Source organism: Rhizobium changzhiense (assembly GCF_013087625.1).
In the GTDB taxonomy this organism is placed as follows: Bacteria; Pseudomonadota; Alphaproteobacteria; order Rhizobiales; family Rhizobiaceae; genus Rhizobium; species Rhizobium sophorae.
On sequence record NZ_JABFCQ010000001.1, the window covers coordinates 1,468,713 to 1,487,609 of the forward strand.

The window sequence follows — 18,897 nt, forward strand, 5'->3', positions numbered from 1 at the left end:
TAGCAACATGGGCGCAGAGCCCTGGGGCCCTCCACCAGCCTATTGAGGACGACATGAACGAATTCAAGAAACTCGTATTCTCCGGCGTGCAGCCAACCGGCAATCTGCATCTCGGCAATTATCTCGGCGCGATCCGGCGGTTCGTGGCGCTGCAGGAAGGCAATGACTGCATCTACTGCGTGGTCGACATGCATGCGCTCACCGCCCAACTCGTGCATGAGGACATGCCGAGCCAGACGCGCTCGATCGCCGCCGCCTTCATCGCCGCCGGCATCGATCCGGAAAAGCATATCGTCTTCAATCAGTCGGCCGTGCCGCAGCATGCCGAACTCGCCTGGATCTTCAACTGCGTCGCTCGCATCGGCTGGATGAACCGGATGACGCAGTTCAAGGACAAGGCCGGCAAGGACCGCGAGCAGGCCTCGCTCGGGCTCTACGCCTATCCGAGCCTGATGGCTGCCGACATTCTCGTCTATCGCGCCACCCATGTGCCTGTTGGTGAGGACCAGAAGCAGCATCTGGAGCTTGCCCGCGACATCGCGATGAAGTTCAACCTCGACTATGCCGAGCATATCAGCAGGACCGGTTACGGCGTCGACATCACCGTCGGCAACGAGCCGGTGCATGCCTATTTCCCGATGGTCGAGCCGTTGATCGGCGGGCCGGCGCCGCGCGTCATGTCGCTGCGCGACGGCACCAAGAAAATGTCGAAGTCGGACCCCTCCGATCTCTCGCGCATCAACCTGATGGATGACGAGGACGCGATCTCGAAGAAGATCCGCAAGGCCAAGACCGATCCGGACGGCTTGCCGAGCGAGATCGACGGGTTGCAGGGCCGTCCGGAAGCCGACAATCTGGTGGCGATCTATGCCGCACTCGCCGACAAATCGAAGGCGGACGTGCTTGCCGAATTCGGCGGCCAGCAATTCTCCGTCTTCAAGCCGGCGCTGGTCGACCTGGCAATCAACGTGCTCGCGCCGATCACCGGCGAAATGCGCCGGCTGATGGACGATACCAGCCATATCGACGCGATCCTGCGCAAGGGCGGCGAACGCGCCAGGGCACGCGCCGAGGTGACGATGCAACAAGTGCGCGACGTCATCGGCTTCCTCTATTGAGATAGATCTCCCCTTTTCCCGCCAGGGGAGAAGGGGACCTTCCCCTGGGGAGAAGTGGATTTCTTCTCGGGCATCAGGGCAAAAACTGGGCTTGCAAATTTTCCGCTTCGGGTGTCAGAGTCCGCGCCATGGTATCGAAGCGACTCTCACGGCTCGAAGGTCACCGCCGCAAATTCATGGCGGTAATCGACGGTACACCAGAATGCCAACGCGCCGTTCATTATGCCGGCCGGCGCGCGAAGAATTCCAATGGCGGGCTGGTGCTGCTCTACGTGATCCCGGATGGGGATTTCCAGCAATGGCTCGGCGTCGAAGAAATCATGCGGGCCGAAGCGCGTGAGGAGGCCGAGGCGGTGGTTGCCAAGATCGCCCAGATCGTGCGTGAAACCATCGGCATCGAGCCTGAGGTCGTCATCCGCGAGGGCGGTGCTGCCGAACAGATCAACGCCGTGATCGAGGAAGACCGCGATGTGGCGATCCTGGTTCTGGCCGCCGGTTCGGCGAAGGAAGGCCCTGGGCCGCTGGTCTCCTCGGTCGCCGGTCGCGCGGCGGCGTTTCCGATCCCGGTCACCGTGCTGCCGGATACGCTGACCAACGAGGAAATCGACGCCCTCTGCTAGTGCATGATGCCGAAAACTGTGAGTGGTTTTCGGACGACGTCATGCTCTAACTATATAATGTAGAACAGGATTCAGATTTTAGGTCGCCCCGGCCTAAAATCATCCTGTTCTAGCTTTTCTTGAGTACAAGCCTCTTGATTAGAGCCCTCAATCGGCTTATCTTCTTTTGAAGAATTCTAAAGACGGCCGAGACTATGGGCCGGCCGCATGGAGAACCAGATGTTCATTCAGACCGAAGCCACGCCGAACCCCGCCACGCAGAAGTTCCTGCCGGGCAAGGTGGTGATGGAAAACGGCACGGCCGAGTTCCGCAGCGCCGAAGAAGCTCAAGCTTCGCCGCTCGCTGCCCGCCTGTTCGAAATATCGGGCGTCACCGGCGTCTATTTTGGCTATGATTTTATTTCCGTCTCCAAGGACAATGCCGACTGGCAGCATCTTAAGCCGGCTATATTAGGCTCGATCATGGAGCACTTCATGTCCGGCAAGCCGGTGATGGGCGATGCCTCCATCCTGTCCGAAGACGCCGATGCCGGCGACGAATTCTTCGACGAAGGCGATGAATCGATCGTGCTGACCATCAAGGAGCTTCTGGAGACCCGCGTGCGCCCGGCCGTTGCCCAGGACGGCGGCGACATCACCTTCCGCGGCTTCAAGGACGGCAAGGTCTATCTGAACATGAAGGGCTCCTGCGCCGGCTGCCCGTCTTCGACGGCAACGCTGAAGCACGGCGTTCAGAACCTGCTGCGCCATTTCGTTCCGGAAGTGCAGGAAGTGATTGCCGCTTAAAATCCTGAATTCGTCCGGCCGTTCATCTCAGGTTCGACTGAGCGGATTTATCGATAGGCGACACTGGTTCATTCGGAAATTGATGGCATGATCATTCTGGCGCTCGACACGGCGGGTGTGGACTGCGCTGCCGCCGTCTATGACAGCGGCAGGAATACGGTGCTGGGGGAGGCATCGGACATGATCGGCAAGGGGCATGCTGAACATCTGATTGGTATCGTCGATCGCGCACTCGATCAGGCGGGACTGGCCCTTTCGGATGTCGACCGCCTTGCCGTTACCATCGGTCCCGGCTCCTTTACCGGTATCCGCGTCGGTGTTGCCGCAGCCCGCGGTTTTGCGCTTTCCCTCAATGTGCCGGCCGTCGGCGTCACCACGCTCGAAGTCATGGCATCAGACCAGCGCGACAAGACGCCTCATCGCGCCGTGCTGGCAGCGATGGATGCCAAGCGGGACGAAATCTACCTCCAGTCCTTCGCAGCCGACGGTTCGCCGCTCGACGCGCCACGGGCAGTCAGCGTTGCGGAAGCGCAGGCATATGCTGCCGGCTTCGACGGCGAGATAACCGGTTCGGCGACGCCCCTCCTCAAGGCCGGCGCCGGCGGCGATCACACCAACAGGTTCCCGATCTCCGTCGTGGCGCGCCTGGGCGCTGCCGCCTCCCCCGATGCCGGAAAGCCGAAGCCCCTTTATCTGCGCGGACCCGATGCCAAGCCGCAGGCCGGGTATGCGATTGCCCGACGAGTATGACGATGCTGGAAGCCTATCTGACGCTGAAACCGGAATTCGAGATCATCGCAATGGAGCGCGAGGATTGCCGCGATGTCGCCATCCTGCACGGCGAGCGGTTCGCCCGGCCCTGGGGCGACGGTGAATTTCACGGCCTGCTGATGCAGGATACCGTCTTCGGCTTCGTCGCGCGCCAGACCAATGCCATCCTCAAAAAGCCGCTTCCCGGGTTCATCCTCGCCCGCCATGTCGCCGGCGAGGCGGAGATCCTGACGATTGCCGTGCAGGCGAAGGTTGCCCGTGCCGGTCTTGGCTGGCGGCTGATGCAGGCGGCGATGCGGGAAGCGCGCTCGCGCGGCGGCGAGAGCATGTTTCTCGAGGTCGACAACGGCAATACGGCAGCGCTTGGCCTCTACCGCAAGCTCGGCTTCGAAAAGGTCGGCGAACGTCAGGGTTACTACAGACAGGAAAACGGCGCACTCTCCACGGCGCTTGTCATGAAGCGCGTTCTTCGGTAGTTCCTGCCAGCGAGATGACATGCAGGCTGGCGCAAATGCCCAGCGGCGTTGTCGAAACACGAATATCTCTATAGGCCGGCGATGACTGATGTAGCCAAGACCCTCGAGGAGCTTTGCACCGAACGCGGCATGCGCATGACCGAGCAGCGCCGCGTGATCGCGCGCATCCTGGAAGACTCGGAAGACCATCCCGACGTCGAAGAACTCTACCGCCGCTCGGTGAAGGTCGACGCGAAGATCTCGATCTCGACCGTCTACCGCACCGTAAAGCTGTTCGAAGATGCCGGCATCATCGCCCGCCACGATTTCCGTGACGGACGCTCGCGCTACGAAACGGTGCCGGAAGAGCATCACGACCACCTGATCGACCTGAAGACCGGCACGGTCATCGAATTCCGCTCGCCGGAGATCGAAGCGCTGCAGGAGCGTATCGCCCGCGAGCACGGCTTCCGGCTGGTCGACCATCGACTAGAGCTCTACGGCGTCCCGTTGAAGAAAGAAGACCTCTGAAGCAATGGCCGTCCGGGAGACCAGCATTTGATCGCCTGGTTGCGCATCGCCTTCGCCGCGATCGTCATCCTTGCGGTCAGCATCGTGCTCATGCCGCTGCAGCTGCTGGCGCTGCGCTTCGACTGGCGGCTGCGGCGCAGGCTGCCGCGCGTCTGGCACCGTATCGTCTGCTATTGTCTCGGCATCCGCGTCCACGTCACGGGCAGGCTGGAAGACCGCCGGCCGCTGATGCTCTGCTCCAACCATTCCTCCTGGCTTGATATCATGGTGCTGTCGGCCGTTGCCGACGTCGCCTTCATCGCCAAGATCGAGGTGAGCGACTGGCCGATCTTCGGCACGCTTGCCAAGCTGCAGAAGAGCGTCTTCGTCGTGCGCGAGGAGAGGCGCAAGACCGGTCACCAGGCAAACGAGATCGCCGGGCGCATGGCAGACGGCGAGATCGTCGTGCTCTTCCCGGAAGGGACGACCTCGGACGGCAACCGGCTGCTCGAGGTCAAGTCCTCGCTGTTCGGCGCCGCGGCGATGGCGGTGCCTTATTCGCCGACGGGAACCGTCGTGGTGCAGCCGGTGGCGGTTGCCTATACCAGGGTACACGGCATCGCAATGGGACGTTATCACCGGCCGCTCGCCGCCTGGCCGGGTGATATCGAGCTACTGCCGCACCTCCTCGACATCGTGCGCTGCGGCGCGATCGACGCCGAGGTTTCCTTCGGCGAGGCGGTGGATTACCGCAGTGAGACCAATCGCAAGGAGGTAAGCGCGACGATCGCCTTGCGCATTCGCAACCTCCTGAACAGCTGCCTGCGCGGGCGAGAAATCTCCTGAAACAAGATTTCGATTTTCTCGGGCGGCAAAAACCACTAAATAGCGCGCCATGACACAGGACAGCGCCCTTCTCCAGGCCCCGGCGGCAATTCTCCGCGATGGCAGCAACAGCCGCAAGGTCTTCATCAAGACCTATGGCTGTCAGATGAACGTCTACGATTCCATGCGCATGAGCGATGCGCTCGCCCGCGACGGCTATGAGCCGACGGAAGATATGGAAGAGGCGGACCTCGTTCTCCTCAATACCTGTCACATCCGCGAGAAGGCGGCCGAGAAGGTCTATTCGGCGCTCGGGCGACTGCGCGAGATGAAAAAGAAGAAGGCGGCGGACGGCCGGGAGATGATGATCGGCGTTGCCGGCTGCGTTGCCCAGGCCGAAGGTGAGGAGATCCTGCGCCGCGCACCGGCCGTCGACGTCGTCATCGGCCCGCAGACCTATCATCGCCTGCCGGAGGCGCTGCGCCGGGCCAAACAAGGCCAGCGCGTCGTCGACACCGAATATGCGATCGAGGACAAGTTCGAGCATCTGCCGATCGCCGAGAGCCGGAGGATCCGCGCCCGCGGCGTCACCGCCTTCCTGACGGTGCAGGAGGGCTGCGACAAATTCTGCACCTTCTGTGTCGTGCCCTATACACGCGGCTCGGAAGTGTCGCGGCCGGTTTCCCAGATCGTCGAGGAAGCTGAAAAGCTTGTCGACAGCGGGGTGCGCGAGATCACCCTGCTCGGGCAGAACGTCAACGCCTGGCACGGCGCCGGGAGCCAGGGCGAGGCATGGAGCCTGGGCGACCTGCTCTACCGGCTGGCCGAGATCCCCGGCCTGGCGCGGCTGCGTTATACCACAAGCCATCCGCGCGATATGGACGACCGGCTGATCAATGCCCATCGCGACCTCAGCGCACTGATGCCCTATCTGCACCTGCCGGTGCAATCGGGCTCGGACCGCATCCTGAAAGCGATGAACCGGCGCCACACGGCGGCCGAATATCTGACGCTGATCGAGCGCATCCGCACGGTGCGGCCCGACATTGCGCTGTCGGGCGATTTCATCACCGGCTTTCCGGGGGAGACAGATAAGGATTTTGAGGATACACTGAGGCTTGTGGAGGAGGTCCGTTATGCACAGGCCTTCTCGTTCAAATACTCGACACGGCCGGGCACACCCGGCGCGGAACTGAAGGACCAGGTGCCGGAAGAGATCAAGGCAGAACGGCTGGAACGCCTGCAAATGCTTCTCCTGAAGCAGCAGCAGGAATTTGCCGAATCCTGCATCGGCAAAGAGATCGACCTGTTGCTCGAAAAGCCCGGTCGCATGCCGGAACAACTAATCGGACGTTCTCCCTGGCTTCAATCCGTGAATGTTGATGCAAAAGCATCGCAAATCGGTGACATTATTAAAGTGCGAATCACAGGAACCGGAACAAACAGCCTGTTTGCGGAACGCGCAGAGGCTGCGGTTTAACCCAAGGAGCCCGACCGCTTGAACGGACAAGAATTGGTTTCTTCTTCACCGCGCCACCCCCGCACGCCGAGCGATACCAATCACTTCGTCCTGACGTTCGAGAACAACCGGTTCGCCAGCGAGCTCTTCGGTCAATTCGACCAGAACCTCAAGCTGCTCGAGCAACGGCTGAACATCGATGCGCGGGCACGCGGCAATTCGGTCGTCATCACCGGCGATATCGTGACCACCAATCAGGCGAGGCGCACGCTCGACTATCTCTATGAAAAACTTCAGAAAGGCGGCAGCGTGGAACGATCCGACGTCGAGGGTGCAATCCGCATGGCGGTCGCCGCCGACGATCAGCTCAGCCTGCCGACCATGGAGCGCAAGGCCAAGCTGACGATGGCGCAGGTGTCCACGCGCAAGAAGACGATCATCGCCCGCACGCCAACCCAGGACGCCTATATCAGGGCGCTGGAACGCGCCGAGCTTGTCTTCGGCGTCGGCCCGGCCGGCACCGGCAAGACCTATCTCGCCGTCGCCCATGCCGCCCAGCTCTTGGAGCGCGGCGCTGTCGAAAAGATCATCCTGTCGCGCCCGGCCGTCGAGGCCGGCGAACGTCTCGGCTTCCTGCCCGGGGACATGAAGGAAAAGGTCGATCCCTATCTTCGCCCGCTCTATGATGCGCTCTACGACATGATCCCTGCCGACAAGGTCGACCGGGCGATCACTGCCGGCGTCATCGAAATCGCGCCGCTCGCCTTCATGCGCGGCCGCACGCTCGCCAACGCCGCCATCATCCTCGACGAAGCGCAGAACACGACGTCGATGCAGATGAAGATGTTCTTGACGCGTCTCGGCGAGAATGCCCGCATGATCGTCACCGGCGACCCGAGCCAGATCGATCTGCCGCGCGGCGTCAAATCCGGCCTCGTCGAGGCCTTGCAGCTTCTGAACGGCGTCGAGGGCATCTCGATCGTGCGCTTCACGGATACCGACGTCGTCCGCCACCCGCTGGTCGGGCGCATCGTCAGGGCCTATGATTCCACCTATGCCGTCGCCGAAGACGTCAGCCGGCAGGGCTAATGGCCGAACTCGACATCCAGATCAGCGTCGAGGACATCGGCTGGCCCGGCGAGGAGACGCTGCTGTCGTTTTGCGAACGCGTGCTCGGCGCAGCAGTGGTCTATCTCAGCGACAGCGAGAAGCAGCCCTTCCCGACGTTGCCGCCCGAGGTTTCGCTCGTTTTCACCGACGATGCCTCGATCCAGGACATCAACGCCGAATGGCGTGGCAAGGACAAGGCGACCAACGTGCTCTCCTTTCCGGCCTTTCCGGTTCAGCCCGGCAAGATGCCCGGCCCGATGCTCGGCGACATCATCATCGCCCGGGAGACGCTGGAGCGGGAAGCGGCCGAGCTCGAAAAGAGTTTCGACGACCACCTGACCCATCTTCTGGTGCACGGTTTCTTGCATCTTCTCGGCTACGACCATATGAATAGTGCCGAAGCCGAAATTATGGAGGGGTTGGAGACTCGCATTTTGGCGCAGCTCGGCCTATCTGATCCCTACGAGGGTCAAGACCTTAAAATGGAACCATGAGCGACTTTACGACGAAGCCGGCGGCAGACGCCAAGGACTCCGAGCTATCCTCCTCTTCGGACGAGGCAGGCAGTAGTAGTCGGCCATCCGGCCGATCCCAATCCTTCTGGTCGCGCGCCGCGCGCATCCTTCGTCCGCAGCAGGGTTCGCGATTGCGCGAGGATCTCGCCGACGCGCTGATGACCGATGCGGCCGGCGACGACGCCTTTTCGCCCGACGAACGGGCGATGCTCAACAACATCCTGCGCTTTCGCGAGGTCCGCGTCGCCGACGTGATGGTGCCGCGCGCCGATATCGAGGCGGTCGACCAGAACATCACCATCGGCGAGTTGATGATCCTCTTCGAGGAATCCGGCCGCTCGCGCATGCCTGTCTATGCCGATACGCTCGACGATCCGCGCGGCATGGTGCATATCCGCGACCTGCTCTCCTATGTTGCCAAGCAGGCCCGCAACAAGCGCCGCGGCCCGACGAAGCCGGCCGCTGTCGTGCCGGCGATCGAGGTTGCGGCCGAAAACATCCAGAAGACCACGCGTTCGGCCAAGCAGAATTTCGATCTCGCCCGCGTCGACCTGCAAAAGACGCTGGCCGAGGCCGGCATCATCCGCAAGATCCTGTTCGTGCCGCCGTCAATGCTGGCGTCAGACCTGTTGCGCCGGATGCAGGTGAACCGCACGCAGATGGCGCTCGTCATCGACGAATATGGCGGCACCGACGGGCTTGCCTCGCATGAAGACATCGTCGAAATGGTGGTCGGCGACATCGACGACGAACATGACGACGAAGAGGTGATGTTCAAGCGCGTCGCCGAGGACATGTTCATCGCCGACGCCCGCGTCGAGCTGGAAGAGATCGCCCAAGCGATCGGGCCGGATTTCGACATCAGCGAGCAAGTCGACGAGGTCGATACGCTGGGCGGCCTGATCTTCTCCGCACTCGGCCGCATTCCGGTGCGCGGCGAGGTCGTCCAGGCGCTGCCGGGCTTCGAATTCCACATTCTCGACGCCGATCCGCGCCGCATCAAGCGGCTGCGCATCACCCGCAAGCGCCACGCGGTTCGCCGCCGCGCCAAGGCGGATGGCGACGCCGCTCCCGGCTCCGAGGCCGGCGACGACCGGCCGGCGGAATCGACCGCCAACTGACTGGACCCAACTGACGGGACAAAGAGCCGCTTTTTTGAAAGACTGCGAATGGGTTGATTCGCGGTTTGATGGGAGTGTGCATGGAGCGGCTTGCGGACAGGGTTATCCTCGTCTGGGGTTTCAAACGGTCGCTGCTGGCCATCGCCGCCGGGGCATTCGCGGTTCTGGCGCTGCCGCCCATCGGCTTTTTCGCGGCGATGTTCGTTTCCTTCACCCTGCTCGTCTGGCTGATCGACGGGGCGGCGGCTTCGCCTGAAAGCGGCCTGATCGGCAGGCTGTGGCCGGCGTTTGCCACCGGCTGGCTGTTCGGCTTCGGTTATTTCGTCGCCGGTCTCTGGTGGCTCGGCCATGCGCTGCTGGTCGATCAGGAAGAATTCGCCTGGGCGCTGCCCTTGGCAATCCTCGGGCTGCCGGCCTGTCTTGCGATCTTCTACGGCCTGGCGGCCACCCTTGCCCGCATCGTCTGGTCTAATGGCATGGGGCGGATCGCCGCGCTTGCGGCAGGCTTCGGGCTGATGGAATGGCTTCGAAGCGTGATCCTCACCGGCTTTCCCTGGAACGCCATCGGCTACGGCATCATGCCGGTTCCGCTGATGATGCAGTCGGCGCATGTGATCGGGGCGATGGGCGTGACGGCCCTTGCCGTCTTCGTCTTTTCTGCGCCTGCCCTTGCCGGGACGCGGCAGGGCGCGAGACCGGGCATCGCGCTCGCCCTCCTGCTATTTGCTGCCCATCTCGGTTATGGCGCTTACGCTCTCCATCTCGCGCCGCGTCCGGACGCATTGCCTGAGGACAAGCGGCCGTTGGTGCGGCTGGTGCAGCCGGCGATCGACCAGACAGAGAAAATGGATAACGACGTCGACCGCGCCGCGATCTTCGAGACGCATCTGAGGCTGTCGGCCGAAGCGCCGAAGAATGGCGGGCGCAAGCCCGATATCATCGTCTGGCCGGAAACTGCGATTCCCTTCATCCTGACCGACAATCAGGATGCGCTGACGCGGATTGCCGATACGCTCGACGACAATCAGATCCTGATCGCCGGCGCCGTTCGCGCAGAGGAGATGGGACCAGGCACGCCGCCGCGCTACTATAATTCCATCTACGTGATCGATGGCCGCGGACAGATCATCGCCGCGTCCGACAAGGTGCATCTGGTGCCCTTCGGCGAATATCTGCCCTTCGAGGACGTGCTCACCGAATTCGGCATCCAGAATGTCGTCGAGATCCCGGGCGGCTTTTCGGCCGCGGCAAGCCGGCATCTGCTGGCACTGCCCGGCGGGCTCAATCTCTATCCGCTGATCTGCTACGAGATCATTTTTCCCGGCGAAATGACCGGTGACATAAAAGACGCCAACGCGATCCTCAATATCACCAACGATGCCTGGTTTGGCGCGACGCCCGGCCCCTACCAGCATTTCCAGCAGGCGCGCGTGCGGGCTGTTGAAACCGGCCTGCCGCTGATTCGCGACGCCAATAGCGGCATTTCAGCGCTGGTGAATGCGCATGGGGAAATTATTGCGGGCCTCGATCTTGGAGAAACCGGCTTTGTCGATGCAACGCTCGATAGTATCAGCGCTGGAGTCGGAACGACATTCCCCCGGCAAACATACTTCTGGTTGACCGAGGCGCTGCTGATTTTGATTGCGCTAATTTCTCGCAGAGGTTTTATTTCCGGGTTGAATTGACCAAAAACCCCTAAAATTGCATAGTGATGTCAATCGGCGTTCTTAACGTATGTTTGAAGGTGGGTTCCTCACCGCTTGCAACGTGGCGTTTTGGGATGGATCAGGGGCATGCCGGTTAGAAACAGGTTGAAATTCTTAGCTAGGGCACGACCATGATTGAAAACAAGAAGAAGCCTAACCCGATCGACATCCATGTTGGCAGCCGTATTCGCCTCCGCCGTACAATGCTGGGCATGAGCCAGGAAAAGCTTGGCGAAAGCCTTGGCATCACCTTCCAGCAGATCCAGAAATACGAAAAGGGCACCAACCGCGTCGGCGCAAGCCGTCTGCAGAACATCTCGAACATCCTCAATGTTCCGGTGTCGTTTTTCTTCGAGGACGCGCCCGGCGAACATTCCACTGCCGGCGGCGGCATGGAAGCTTCCAGCTCGAATTACGTCGTCGATTTCCTGTCGTCCTCGGAAGGACTGCAGCTCAACCGCGCCTTCGTCAAGATTTCCGATCCCAAGGTTCGCCGCAAGGTCGTGGAGCTGGTGAAGGCGTTGGCCGCTGAAGCCGACGCCGACTGAACCAAGACCATCGCAGAATTCGAAAGGCGGTCGAAAGGCCGCCTTTTTTGCGTTTTTAGGGCAAAATTTGTCACTTTGCCGCAGATATAAAGATATATTTATGTCCTTCTGCGCTTGTCATCGGCCCTCGAACTGAGTACCTACTAGCTGGCTTTTATTCTTTGAGGGGAATCCCGAAATGCGCGCGAATTATCTCTTTACCAGCGAATCTGTTGCCGAAGGTCATCCGGACAAGGTCTGTGACCGCATCTCCGACGAGATCGTCGATCTGGTCTACCGCGAAGCGGCCAAGACCGGCGTCAATCCGTGGGGCGTGCGCATTGCCTGCGAAACGCTGGCGACGACCAACCGCGTCGTCATCGCCGGCGAGGTCCGCCTGCCGCCGAGCCTGATGAAGAAGGACAAGGACGGCAAGGACGTCATCAACCCGTCGAAGTTCAAGGCCGCCGCCCGCCGCGCCATCAAGGATATCGGCTACGAGCAGGACGGCTTCCACTGGAAGAAGGCCAAGATCGACGTGCTCTTGCACTCGCAGTCGGCCGACATCGCGCAGGGCGTCGATAGCGCCGCCGACCAGCAGGGCGACGAGGGCGCCGGCGACCAGGGCATCATGTTCGGTTATGCCTGCCGCGAAACGCCGGACCTGATGCCGGCCCCGATCTATTATTCCCACAAGATCCTGCAGCTGCTCGCAGTTGCCCGCAAGAAGGGCGACGGCGAAGTCGCCAAGCTTGGCCCCGACGCCAAGAGCCAGGTAACCGTGCGTTACGTCGACGGCAAGCCGTCGGAAGTAACCTCGATCGTGCTTTCGACCCAGCATCTCGACGAGAGCTGGGATTCGAAGAAGGTCCGCGCCGTCGTCGAGCCCTATATCCGCGAAGCGCTCGGCGAGCTGAAGATCGCTGACGATTGCAAATGGTACATCAACCCGACCGGCAAGTTCGTCATCGGCGGACCGGACGGCGATGCGGGCCTCACCGGCCGCAAGATCATCGTCGACACCTACGGCGGTGCCGCTCCGCATGGCGGCGGTGCATTCTCCGGCAAGGACACGACGAAGGTCGACCGTTCGGCCGCTTATGCCGCCCGCTATCTTGCCAAGAACGTCGTCGCCGCCGGCCTTGCCGACCGCTGCACGATCCAGATCTCCTACGCGATCGGCGTCGCCCAGCCGCTGTCGATCTATGTTGACCTGCACGGCACCGGCAAGGTTACCGAGGATCAGATCGAAGCGGCTATCCGCAAGAACATGGACCTTTCGCCGACCGGTATCCGCCGCCATCTCGATCTCAACAAGCCGATCTATGCCAAGACCTCTGCTTATGGCCATTTCGGCCGCAAGGCCGGCCGCGATGGCTCCTTCTCCTGGGAGCGCACCGACCTCGTGAAGGCGCTCAAGGAAAGCGTGAAGGCCTGAGATAAAGCATGACGGATATGGAACGCCGCGGCCGGGCGACCGAAGCCTTTTTCGGTCGCCGCAAGGGCAAGGCCCTGCGCGAACAGCAGGCCGAGACGCTGAACAGTCTCCTGCCGGCATTCCTGATCAATCTCTCAGCGGCTCCCCCGGAGCCGCTGACATCCCTCTTCCCGGTTCCGGTCGAAAGATTGCGGCTGGAAATCGGTTTCGGCGGCGGCGAGCATCTGATCCACCGCGCGCTGGAGAGGCCTTCGACCGGCTTCATCGGCGTCGAACCCTTCGTCAATTCCATGCAGAAGCTGCTGTCGCGCATCGGCGAGACGGGTGCCTCCAATATCCGCGTCTATAATGACGACGCGACGCAGCTGCTCGACTGGCTGCCGGACGGCTCACTCGATCAGATCGACCTGCTCTATCCCGATCCCTGGCCGAAGCGGAAGCACTGGAAGCGGCGCTTCGTCTCGAAAACCAATCTCGACCGCTTTCATCGCGTGCTGAAGCCTGGCGGCCTGTTCTGTTTCGCCTCCGACATCGACACCTATGTGAACTGGACGCTGATCAAATGCCGCGACCATGGCGGTTTCGACTGGATAGCCGACAATGCAGCCGATTGGCTGACCGCCTATGAGGGCTGGCCGAGCACACGTTACGAGGCCAAGGCCCGCCGCGAGGGCCGGTCTTCGGCCTATCTGACTTTCAGGAAGATCTGAGGCTGGCGGCAAGTCGGCGAACACGCCGTGATGTTCATCGCTGCGAACAATCGCGTGGGACGCTTGCCTGATGAATTTCCGGCATCCGGATCTAGAATAGCTAAAGCCGACAACAGACCGGACTGAACGAGCTGCGCCCTCACTTGCGGCGCGCAGAGTTCCGCCGATGGACCGGTTGCCATTAGCGCTCACGCGACTATTTTCTGTGCTGGCCACCCTCCTCTCAGATGGAGAGACAATGACCGGGAGCAAGTCATGTGCCGAAATATAAAACCCCTGTTCAATTTCGATCCGCCAGCGACGGACGACGAGGTCCATGATGCCGCGCTCCAGTTCGTGCGCAAGGTGAGCGGAACGACCAAACCGTCGAAGCGCAATGAGGTCGCATTCGAGCGCGCGGTCAGTTCGATCGCGGCATGCGCCCGTGAGTTGCTCGATTCGCTGGAAACGTCTCAGCCTCCTCGTGATCGCGAAGAGGTAGCGGCAAAGGCCCGCGCGAGATCGGCGGTTCGGTTCGCGTAAGAGAGCCCGTCGCGCGCGGGAGATCTAAATCAAGCCTCGAGTGGCCTACCTGACGGCTTTCGGCCCAGACTCACCGTCGCACAATCTGCTAGAGTGATCTAATGTTCGCGACCAATCCGTACGAGTTTCGCAGAGCAACCCTGGATGATCTCGCTTTACTGAAGGCCTGGCGGTCGAATCCGCATGTCCTGGAATGGTGGGGTTCTGGTGAGCCGTATGGTGAAGCAGAACTGGTTGATCCTCGGGTGGCTCGCTGGATCATTTCAATTAACGAACGGCCATTTGCGTTCTTGCAGGACTACACGGTCCACGGATGGGAAGATCACCATTTTGCCGGCCTTCCCAAAGGGTCGCGGGGAATTGATCAATATATCGGAGACCCCGAAATGGTCGGCGTTGGACATGGTTCAGCGTTTATCGGAATGAGGATGCAGGCTCTTTTCGATGAGGGCGCACCTGTGATCGCGACCGATCCGCATCCAGACAATGAACGGGCGATAGCCGTCTACAAGAAGTTGGGGTTCGAACCGTCTGGACCACCCCAAGAGACCGGATGGGGTTTGATCTTACCAATGCTGGCGACGCGGTAAGCAGAATGGATGCAACGGCAGCAAAGACTGCATAGTTGCCATAGCTCTATATAAGGCTGGTGCAGAGGCTGCCGAATCCTGGAATTTTCCACGTCGTCGCCCATAAGGCTCTCGAAAGAGCTACGCGCATATGTCGCGACATCCGTCCCGACCGCAGCGAAATCGATAGAGCGACCGCGCACCGCAAGCAGTGAAACGCGACAGACGGTCTTGACGGTCAGTGCAGGCTGACCGTCTTCAATTCGTCCTCGGCAGCCTTGAAAAAGGTGCTGGAGCGGTTGTCCGTCAAAAGGATCGGCGTGCCGTCGGCGCCGAAGAGTGCCCAGAGATCGACGTTCGGATCGATATCCGGCGCCTCGGGAAAGCACTTGGCGACCTCATCGGTCCGCATTTTTCTGATATAGGCGACCTCGCCGTTGCCGATGTGGGCAAGCTCGGATTTGGTCAAGTGAGACGTGGCTTCTTTCATCAACATTCCTGTTCCTCCGGGAGAAGGGACCAACGGTTCGACAAACCGTTGTGCTACTGTGAGACCGAAATGTTAATTTTCTTGACCATGCGCGCGGGTTCCGGACGAATTAGATCGACGGAGAGCAGGCCGTTCTTCAGGGCCGCACCCAGCACCTGCATGCCGTCGGCAAGAACGAAAGTCCGCTGGAACTGACGGGCGGCGATGCCGCGATAGAGATAGTCTCGCTCGCCCTGTTCCACCTGGCGCCCGCGGATCACCAGCTGGTTCTCCTCGGTGGAGACGTCGAGTTCCTCCTCGCTGAAGCCGGCCACGGCAAGGGTGATGCGCAGACGTTCCGGCGCGCCGCTGTCGGCGGCGATACGTTCGATATTATAGGGCGGATATCCGTCGCTCGCCTTGGAAATGCGCTCCAGCGTCTTTTCCATGGCATCGAAGCCCAGAAGCAGCGGACTGGCGAAAGGGGTAATGCGGCTCATCTCTTTTCAAGTCCTTGATGCAAGCGACCATCCCGGACCTTAACGGCAGCATCCGGATGCCGCTAATATGGGGAGAGGAGCCCGGCGCTGCAAGGCATCGGACGCGCCGCGCCGGCGTCACCTCTGATTTTAAGGCGATGGCGTCAGGCTCCTTCCTTGACAAAGCGCCTGCTGCCTCGCATCAAAACATGCCCGCGCGGATTGTGCTGATTTGTGACGGGACGTGAAGAAATCGGTGCATGCCCGATAACACGCAGTGCGAGGATGGAACCATCGGAATGGCAAGCGCAAGAAAGATCATCATCGACACGGATCCCGGTCAGGACGACGCGGCCGCCATCATGCTTGCCTTCGGCAGCCCTGATGAGCTGGAGGTGCTTGGAATCACCACAGTTGCCGGCAATGTGCCGCTTTCGCTCACCAACCGCAATGCGCGCATCGTCTGCGAGCTCTGCGGCCGGACGGAGACGAAGGTTTTCGCCGGCGCCGACGCGCCGATCGCTCGCAAGCTGGTGACCGCCGAACATGTGCACGGCAAGACCGGCCTCGACGGTCCGGAACTCAGCGAACCGACGATGGCGCTGCAGTCCGGCCATGCCGTCGACTTCATCATCGAGACGCTGCGCCGCGAGCCGGAAGGCACGGTGACGCTGTGTACGCTCGGGCCGCTCACCAATATCGGCATGGCCTTTCAGAAGGCACCCGATATCATTGCCCGTATCCGCGAACTGGTGATGATGGGCGGCGGCTTCTTCGAAGGCGGCAACATCACGCCGGCGGCCGAGTTCAACATCTATGTCGACCCCGAGGCCGCCGATATCGTCTTCCGCTCAGGCGTTCCAATCGTGATGATGCCGCTCGACGTGACGCATCAATTGCTGACCCGCAAGGACCGGGTGAAGCGCATGGCCGAGATCGGCACGGCGCCGGCAAAGGCCATGGTCGAGATGCTGGAATTCTTCGAACGCTTCGACATCGAGAAATACGGCTCCGACGGCGGGCCGCTGCACGACCCGACCGTCGTCGCCTACCTGCTGAAGCCGGAGCTTTTCAACGGCCGGGACTGCAATGTCGAGATCGAGGTCCAGTCCGAACTTACCGTCGGTATGACCGTCGTCGACTGGTGGCACGTGACCGAGCGCAAGCGCAATGCCAGGGTCATGCGCCATGTCGATGCGGACGGCTTCTTCGATCTGCTGATCGAACGCTTCGCCCGCATCTAAAACTTCGGTTTCCCTTCCTCGCGAGGAGGAAGGAAACGATCTCAGGCGTCTTTCTCGTCGAAGACGGAATTGGTTTCGGCTTCGGCCGGCTTCGGGCCGCCCTTGGCAACACCGACCATGGCCGGGCGCAGCACGCGTTCGCCGATGGTGAAGCCTGCCTGCACGACCTGGACGACCGTGTTGTTCGGCACATCAGGGTTCGGCACCTCGAACATCGCCTGATGGAAATTTGGATCGAACTTCTGGCCAACCGGCTCCAGCTTGCGAACGCCGTGGCGCTCGAGAGCCGACAGCATGGCACGCTCGGTCATCTCGACACCCTCGATCAGCGTGCTCAGGCCGGCGTCTGCTGCAGCCTTTGTCTCCGGAGGGATGGCATCAAGCGCGCGGCGCAGATTGTCGGAGACGGCGAGCATATCGCGGGCAAAACCCGCGACGGAATAGGACTTGGCATCCTTTACCTCGCGCTCGGTGCGGCGGCGCAGATTGTCCATCTCGGCAGCAAGGCGCAAATAGCGGTCGCGCAGCTCGCCGTTTTCGGCTTTCAGAAGCTCGATCGGGTCCGGCTGGGCGGGCTCTTGCTGCGCAGTTTCGTTCTCGACGTAGGCGGCAGCGTCGGCTGCGGCATCGGCCGCAGTTGCGTCAGGTCCGTTTTTCGTCGTGTCATCGGTCATGACGGTCTCCGGTTGGTGTCTTCAGATGCGCCCGATATCGAGGTTTGACCAAAAAAAATCAAGTCTGCGTGACAAAGAAGCGAAAATTCCGCGTGACTGATTGCAGCGCATCAAAGCTGATTGCGCGAAAGGCGGGAGACGAGCTGGGCCGTATAGTCCACCATCGGCACGATGCGAGAATAATTGAGCCGCGTCGGGCCGATGACGCCGACGGCACCGACGATACGATCGTCGTCGTCCCGATAGGGCGCGACGATGAGCGACGAGCCGGACAGCGAGAAGAGCTTGTTTTCCGAACCGATGAAGATGCGCACGCCCGAACCGCTTTCGGCGAGATTGAGGATCTCGATCAGGCTGTCCTTCTTCTCGAGATCGTCGAACAGCAGGCGCAGCCGGTCGAGATCCTCGGCGCCGGCGAGGCCTTCGAGCAGGTTGGCGCGGCCGCGGATGATCAGCTGCGTCGGCTTTCCCTCGTCCGGGCTGCCGGCCCAGACAGCAATGCCGCGCTCGACCAGATCGCGCGACAGGGTATCGAGCTCGTGACGGACGTCGTCCTTCAGCCGGCTTAATTGTTTGCGGAGCTCCGGCAGGGTCTGGCCGGACATATGGGCATTGAGGAAATTCGCCGCCTCCGTCAGCTGCGAGGAGGTGACGCCCGCCGGCAGCTCGATGATGCGGTTTTCCACCTGATCGTGATCGCCGACGAGCACGGCCAGCGCCTTTGTCGGTTCGAGCCGGATGAACTCGACATGTTTCAGCACCGGATCGCTTTTCGAGGTGATGACGAGGCCGGCGCCGCGCGAAATGCCGGATAACATGCGGCTTGCCTCGTTCATCATCGATTCGACGGGATTGCCGCCGCTTTCGGCCCGCACCTGACGGTCGATGTTGGCGCGTTCCTCGGCCGAGAGGTCGCCGACCTGCATGAAAGCATCGACGAAGAAGCGCAGGCCGATCTGGGTCGGCAACCGGCCGGCGCTGACATGCGGCGAATAGATCAGGCCGAGCTCTTCGAGATCGCTCATGACGTTGCGCACCGAGGCCGGCGACAGCGACATCGGCAGGATTCGGGACAGGTTGCGCGAACCGAGCGGCTCGCCGCTTTCCAGATAACCTTCGACGATGCGACGAAAAATTTCCCGGGAGCGCTCGTCCAGCGCAGCTACGGCATCCGAAACCGACGTCGACCTGATGCCCATGAAGCTTTCGAACCCGCGCTGATGATACTTCCCGAAAATATAGTCAAACTAACACCCGTGGCAAAAGGGA

Annotated in this window: 22 protein-coding genes; 18 read left to right on the top strand and 4 right to left on the bottom strand. The window is 61.3% G+C overall.

The annotated features are described in order from the left end of the window. The first annotated feature begins 53 nt into the window (after window positions 1-53). The 17 genes from trpS (at window position 54) to G9X68_RS07395 (ending at window position 14,783) form a co-directional block, all read left to right on the top strand. Window positions 54-1,118 (top strand): tryptophan--tRNA ligase, encoded by a 1,065-nt coding sequence (gene trpS, locus G9X68_RS07315; protein ID WP_113548407.1) that lies wholly within the window; start codon window positions 54-56, stop codon window positions 1,116-1,118. A 128-nt stretch (window positions 1,119-1,246) separates the two neighbouring features. After that, window positions 1,247-1,738, top strand: a complete 492-nt coding sequence (locus G9X68_RS07320; RefSeq protein ID WP_003544884.1) for a universal stress protein — start codon at window positions 1,247-1,249, stop codon at window positions 1,736-1,738. A 219-nt stretch (window positions 1,739-1,957) separates the two neighbouring features. Then, the gene (locus G9X68_RS07325; protein WP_017958704.1) at window positions 1,958-2,524 is read left to right on the top strand and encodes a NifU family protein; all 567 of its coding nucleotides are present in this window, start codon (window positions 1,958-1,960) and stop codon (window positions 2,522-2,524) included. An 87-nt stretch (window positions 2,525-2,611) separates the two neighbouring features. Further along, a complete protein-coding gene (gene tsaB, locus G9X68_RS07330; RefSeq protein ID WP_171601827.1) occupies window positions 2,612-3,274 on the top strand; it encodes a tRNA (adenosine(37)-N6)-threonylcarbamoyltransferase complex dimerization subunit type 1 TsaB in 663 nt (220 codons plus the stop codon). Next, complete coding sequence (locus G9X68_RS07335) at window positions 3,271-3,771, top strand: GNAT family N-acetyltransferase (RefSeq protein ID WP_171601828.1); 501 nt, start codon at window positions 3,271-3,273, stop codon at window positions 3,769-3,771. Before tsaB ends, G9X68_RS07335 begins: the two co-directional genes overlap by 4 nt. 81 nt (window positions 3,772-3,852) lie before the next feature. Beyond that, window positions 3,853-4,281 (top strand): Fur family transcriptional regulator, encoded by a 429-nt coding sequence (locus G9X68_RS07340; RefSeq protein WP_003544875.1) that lies wholly within the window; start codon window positions 3,853-3,855, stop codon window positions 4,279-4,281. Window positions 4,282-4,308: 27 nt separating this feature from the next. Then, window positions 4,309-5,106: a lyso-ornithine lipid O-acyltransferase gene (gene olsA / locus G9X68_RS07345; RefSeq protein WP_171601829.1), complete on the top strand. Its 798-nt coding sequence runs from the start codon at window positions 4,309-4,311 to the stop codon at window positions 5,104-5,106. 49 nt (window positions 5,107-5,155) lie between these two features. Continuing rightward, entirely contained in the window at window positions 5,156-6,565 is a 1,410-nt protein-coding gene (miaB, locus tag G9X68_RS07350) for a tRNA (N6-isopentenyl adenosine(37)-C2)-methylthiotransferase MiaB (protein ID WP_171601830.1), read from the top strand. A gap of 18 nt (window positions 6,566-6,583) precedes the next feature. Next, window positions 6,584-7,633 (top strand): PhoH family protein, encoded by a 1,050-nt coding sequence (locus G9X68_RS07355; RefSeq protein ID WP_003544862.1) that lies wholly within the window; start codon window positions 6,584-6,586, stop codon window positions 7,631-7,633. Continuing rightward, window positions 7,633-8,148 carry an rRNA maturation RNase YbeY gene (gene ybeY / locus G9X68_RS07360; protein WP_012755778.1) on the top strand — a complete coding sequence of 172 codons (516 nt, stop codon included), beginning with the start codon at window positions 7,633-7,635 and terminating at the stop codon, window positions 8,146-8,148. Before G9X68_RS07355 ends, ybeY begins: the two co-directional genes overlap by 1 nt. Beyond that, window positions 8,145-9,290 (top strand): hemolysin family protein, encoded by a 1,146-nt coding sequence (locus G9X68_RS07365; RefSeq protein WP_171601831.1) that lies wholly within the window; start codon window positions 8,145-8,147, stop codon window positions 9,288-9,290. Before ybeY ends, G9X68_RS07365 begins: the two co-directional genes overlap by 4 nt. Before the next feature lie 80 nt (window positions 9,291-9,370). Beyond that, entirely contained in the window at window positions 9,371-10,975 is a 1,605-nt protein-coding gene (gene lnt / locus G9X68_RS07370) for an apolipoprotein N-acyltransferase (RefSeq protein WP_171601832.1), read from the top strand. A gap of 152 nt (window positions 10,976-11,127) precedes the next feature. Beyond that, a complete protein-coding gene (locus G9X68_RS07375; RefSeq protein WP_064648423.1) occupies window positions 11,128-11,544 on the top strand; it encodes a helix-turn-helix domain-containing protein in 417 nt (138 codons plus the stop codon). 178 nt (window positions 11,545-11,722) lie between these two features. After that, a complete protein-coding gene (metK, locus tag G9X68_RS07380) occupies window positions 11,723-12,961 on the top strand; it encodes a methionine adenosyltransferase (RefSeq protein WP_168314615.1) in 1,239 nt (412 codons plus the stop codon). A gap of 8 nt (window positions 12,962-12,969) precedes the next feature. Beyond that, entirely contained in the window at window positions 12,970-13,671 is a 702-nt protein-coding gene (trmB, locus tag G9X68_RS07385) for a tRNA (guanine(46)-N(7))-methyltransferase TrmB (RefSeq protein WP_171601833.1), read from the top strand. Between the two features lie 255 nt (window positions 13,672-13,926). Beyond that, complete coding sequence (locus G9X68_RS07390; protein ID WP_171601834.1) at window positions 13,927-14,193, top strand: DUF2277 domain-containing protein; 267 nt, start codon at window positions 13,927-13,929, stop codon at window positions 14,191-14,193. Window positions 14,194-14,294: 101 nt separating this feature from the next. After that, window positions 14,295-14,783, top strand: a complete 489-nt coding sequence (locus tag G9X68_RS07395) for a GNAT family N-acetyltransferase (RefSeq protein ID WP_171601835.1) — start codon at window positions 14,295-14,297, stop codon at window positions 14,781-14,783. Window positions 14,784-15,000: 217 nt separating this feature from the next. Here G9X68_RS07395 and G9X68_RS07400 read toward each other — a convergent pair whose 3' ends face one another. Both G9X68_RS07400 and G9X68_RS07405 read right to left on the bottom strand, forming a co-directional pair. Beyond that, window positions 15,001-15,258, bottom strand: coding sequence for a BQ00720 family protein (locus tag G9X68_RS07400; protein WP_003544838.1), 258 nt, complete (start codon window positions 15,256-15,258; stop codon window positions 15,001-15,003). Between the two features lie 47 nt (window positions 15,259-15,305). After that, window positions 15,306-15,731 (bottom strand): Hsp20 family protein, encoded by a 426-nt coding sequence (locus G9X68_RS07405; RefSeq protein WP_171601836.1) that lies wholly within the window; start codon window positions 15,729-15,731, stop codon window positions 15,306-15,308. 278 nt (window positions 15,732-16,009) lie between these two features. On the opposite strand from G9X68_RS07405, the gene G9X68_RS07410 reads away from it, so the two are divergent. Further along, window positions 16,010-16,954: a nucleoside hydrolase gene (locus G9X68_RS07410; protein WP_171601837.1), complete on the top strand. Its 945-nt coding sequence runs from the start codon at window positions 16,010-16,012 to the stop codon at window positions 16,952-16,954. A 41-nt stretch (window positions 16,955-16,995) separates the two neighbouring features. Here the strand turns inward: G9X68_RS07410 and grpE are convergent, their stop codons facing one another. Together grpE and hrcA are read right to left on the bottom strand one after the other, a co-directional pair. Beyond that, on the bottom strand, window positions 16,996-17,628 hold the full coding sequence (grpE, locus tag G9X68_RS07415; RefSeq protein WP_003544834.1) for a nucleotide exchange factor GrpE: 633 nt from the start codon (window positions 17,626-17,628) through the stop codon (window positions 16,996-16,998). 110 nt (window positions 17,629-17,738) lie between these two features. Continuing rightward, window positions 17,739-18,827, bottom strand: coding sequence for a heat-inducible transcriptional repressor HrcA (hrcA, locus tag G9X68_RS07420; RefSeq protein ID WP_171601838.1), 1,089 nt, complete (start codon window positions 18,825-18,827; stop codon window positions 17,739-17,741). Window positions 18,828-18,897: the final 70 nt, after the last annotated feature.

Coding starts and splice junctions, on each gene's coding strand:
- trpS (WP_113548407.1), top strand. CDS start 54: ATGAACGAATTCAAGAAACTCGTATTCTCCGGCGTGCAGCCAACCGGC.
- G9X68_RS07405 (WP_171601836.1), bottom strand. CDS start 15,731: ATGAGCCGCATTACCCCTTTCGCCAGTCCGCTGCTTCTGGGCTTCGAT.
- G9X68_RS07335 (WP_171601828.1), top strand. CDS start 3,271: ATGACGATGCTGGAAGCCTATCTGACGCTGAAACCGGAATTCGAGATC.
- G9X68_RS07340 (WP_003544875.1), top strand. CDS start 3,853: ATGACTGATGTAGCCAAGACCCTCGAGGAGCTTTGCACCGAACGCGGC.
- G9X68_RS07400 (WP_003544838.1), bottom strand. CDS start 15,258: ATGTTGATGAAAGAAGCCACGTCTCACTTGACCAAATCCGAGCTTGCC.
- G9X68_RS07390 (WP_171601834.1), top strand. CDS start 13,927: ATGTGCCGAAATATAAAACCCCTGTTCAATTTCGATCCGCCAGCGACG.
- ybeY (WP_012755778.1), top strand. CDS start 7,633: ATGGCCGAACTCGACATCCAGATCAGCGTCGAGGACATCGGCTGGCCC.
- lnt (WP_171601832.1), top strand. CDS start 9,371: ATGGAGCGGCTTGCGGACAGGGTTATCCTCGTCTGGGGTTTCAAACGG.
- G9X68_RS07365 (WP_171601831.1), top strand. CDS start 8,145: ATGAGCGACTTTACGACGAAGCCGGCGGCAGACGCCAAGGACTCCGAG.
- hrcA (WP_171601838.1), bottom strand. CDS start 18,827: ATGGGCATCAGGTCGACGTCGGTTTCGGATGCCGTAGCTGCGCTGGAC.
- G9X68_RS07395 (WP_171601835.1), top strand. CDS start 14,295: ATGTTCGCGACCAATCCGTACGAGTTTCGCAGAGCAACCCTGGATGAT.
- grpE (WP_003544834.1), bottom strand. CDS start 17,628: ATGACCGATGACACGACGAAAAACGGACCTGACGCAACTGCGGCCGAT.
- trmB (WP_171601833.1), top strand. CDS start 12,970: ATGACGGATATGGAACGCCGCGGCCGGGCGACCGAAGCCTTTTTCGGT.
- metK (WP_168314615.1), top strand. CDS start 11,723: ATGCGCGCGAATTATCTCTTTACCAGCGAATCTGTTGCCGAAGGTCAT.
- G9X68_RS07375 (WP_064648423.1), top strand. CDS start 11,128: ATGATTGAAAACAAGAAGAAGCCTAACCCGATCGACATCCATGTTGGC.
- G9X68_RS07410 (WP_171601837.1), top strand. CDS start 16,010: ATGGCAAGCGCAAGAAAGATCATCATCGACACGGATCCCGGTCAGGAC.
- G9X68_RS07320 (WP_003544884.1), top strand. CDS start 1,247: ATGGTATCGAAGCGACTCTCACGGCTCGAAGGTCACCGCCGCAAATTC.
- tsaB (WP_171601827.1), top strand. CDS start 2,612: ATGATCATTCTGGCGCTCGACACGGCGGGTGTGGACTGCGCTGCCGCC.
- miaB (WP_171601830.1), top strand. CDS start 5,156: ATGACACAGGACAGCGCCCTTCTCCAGGCCCCGGCGGCAATTCTCCGC.
- G9X68_RS07325 (WP_017958704.1), top strand. CDS start 1,958: ATGTTCATTCAGACCGAAGCCACGCCGAACCCCGCCACGCAGAAGTTC.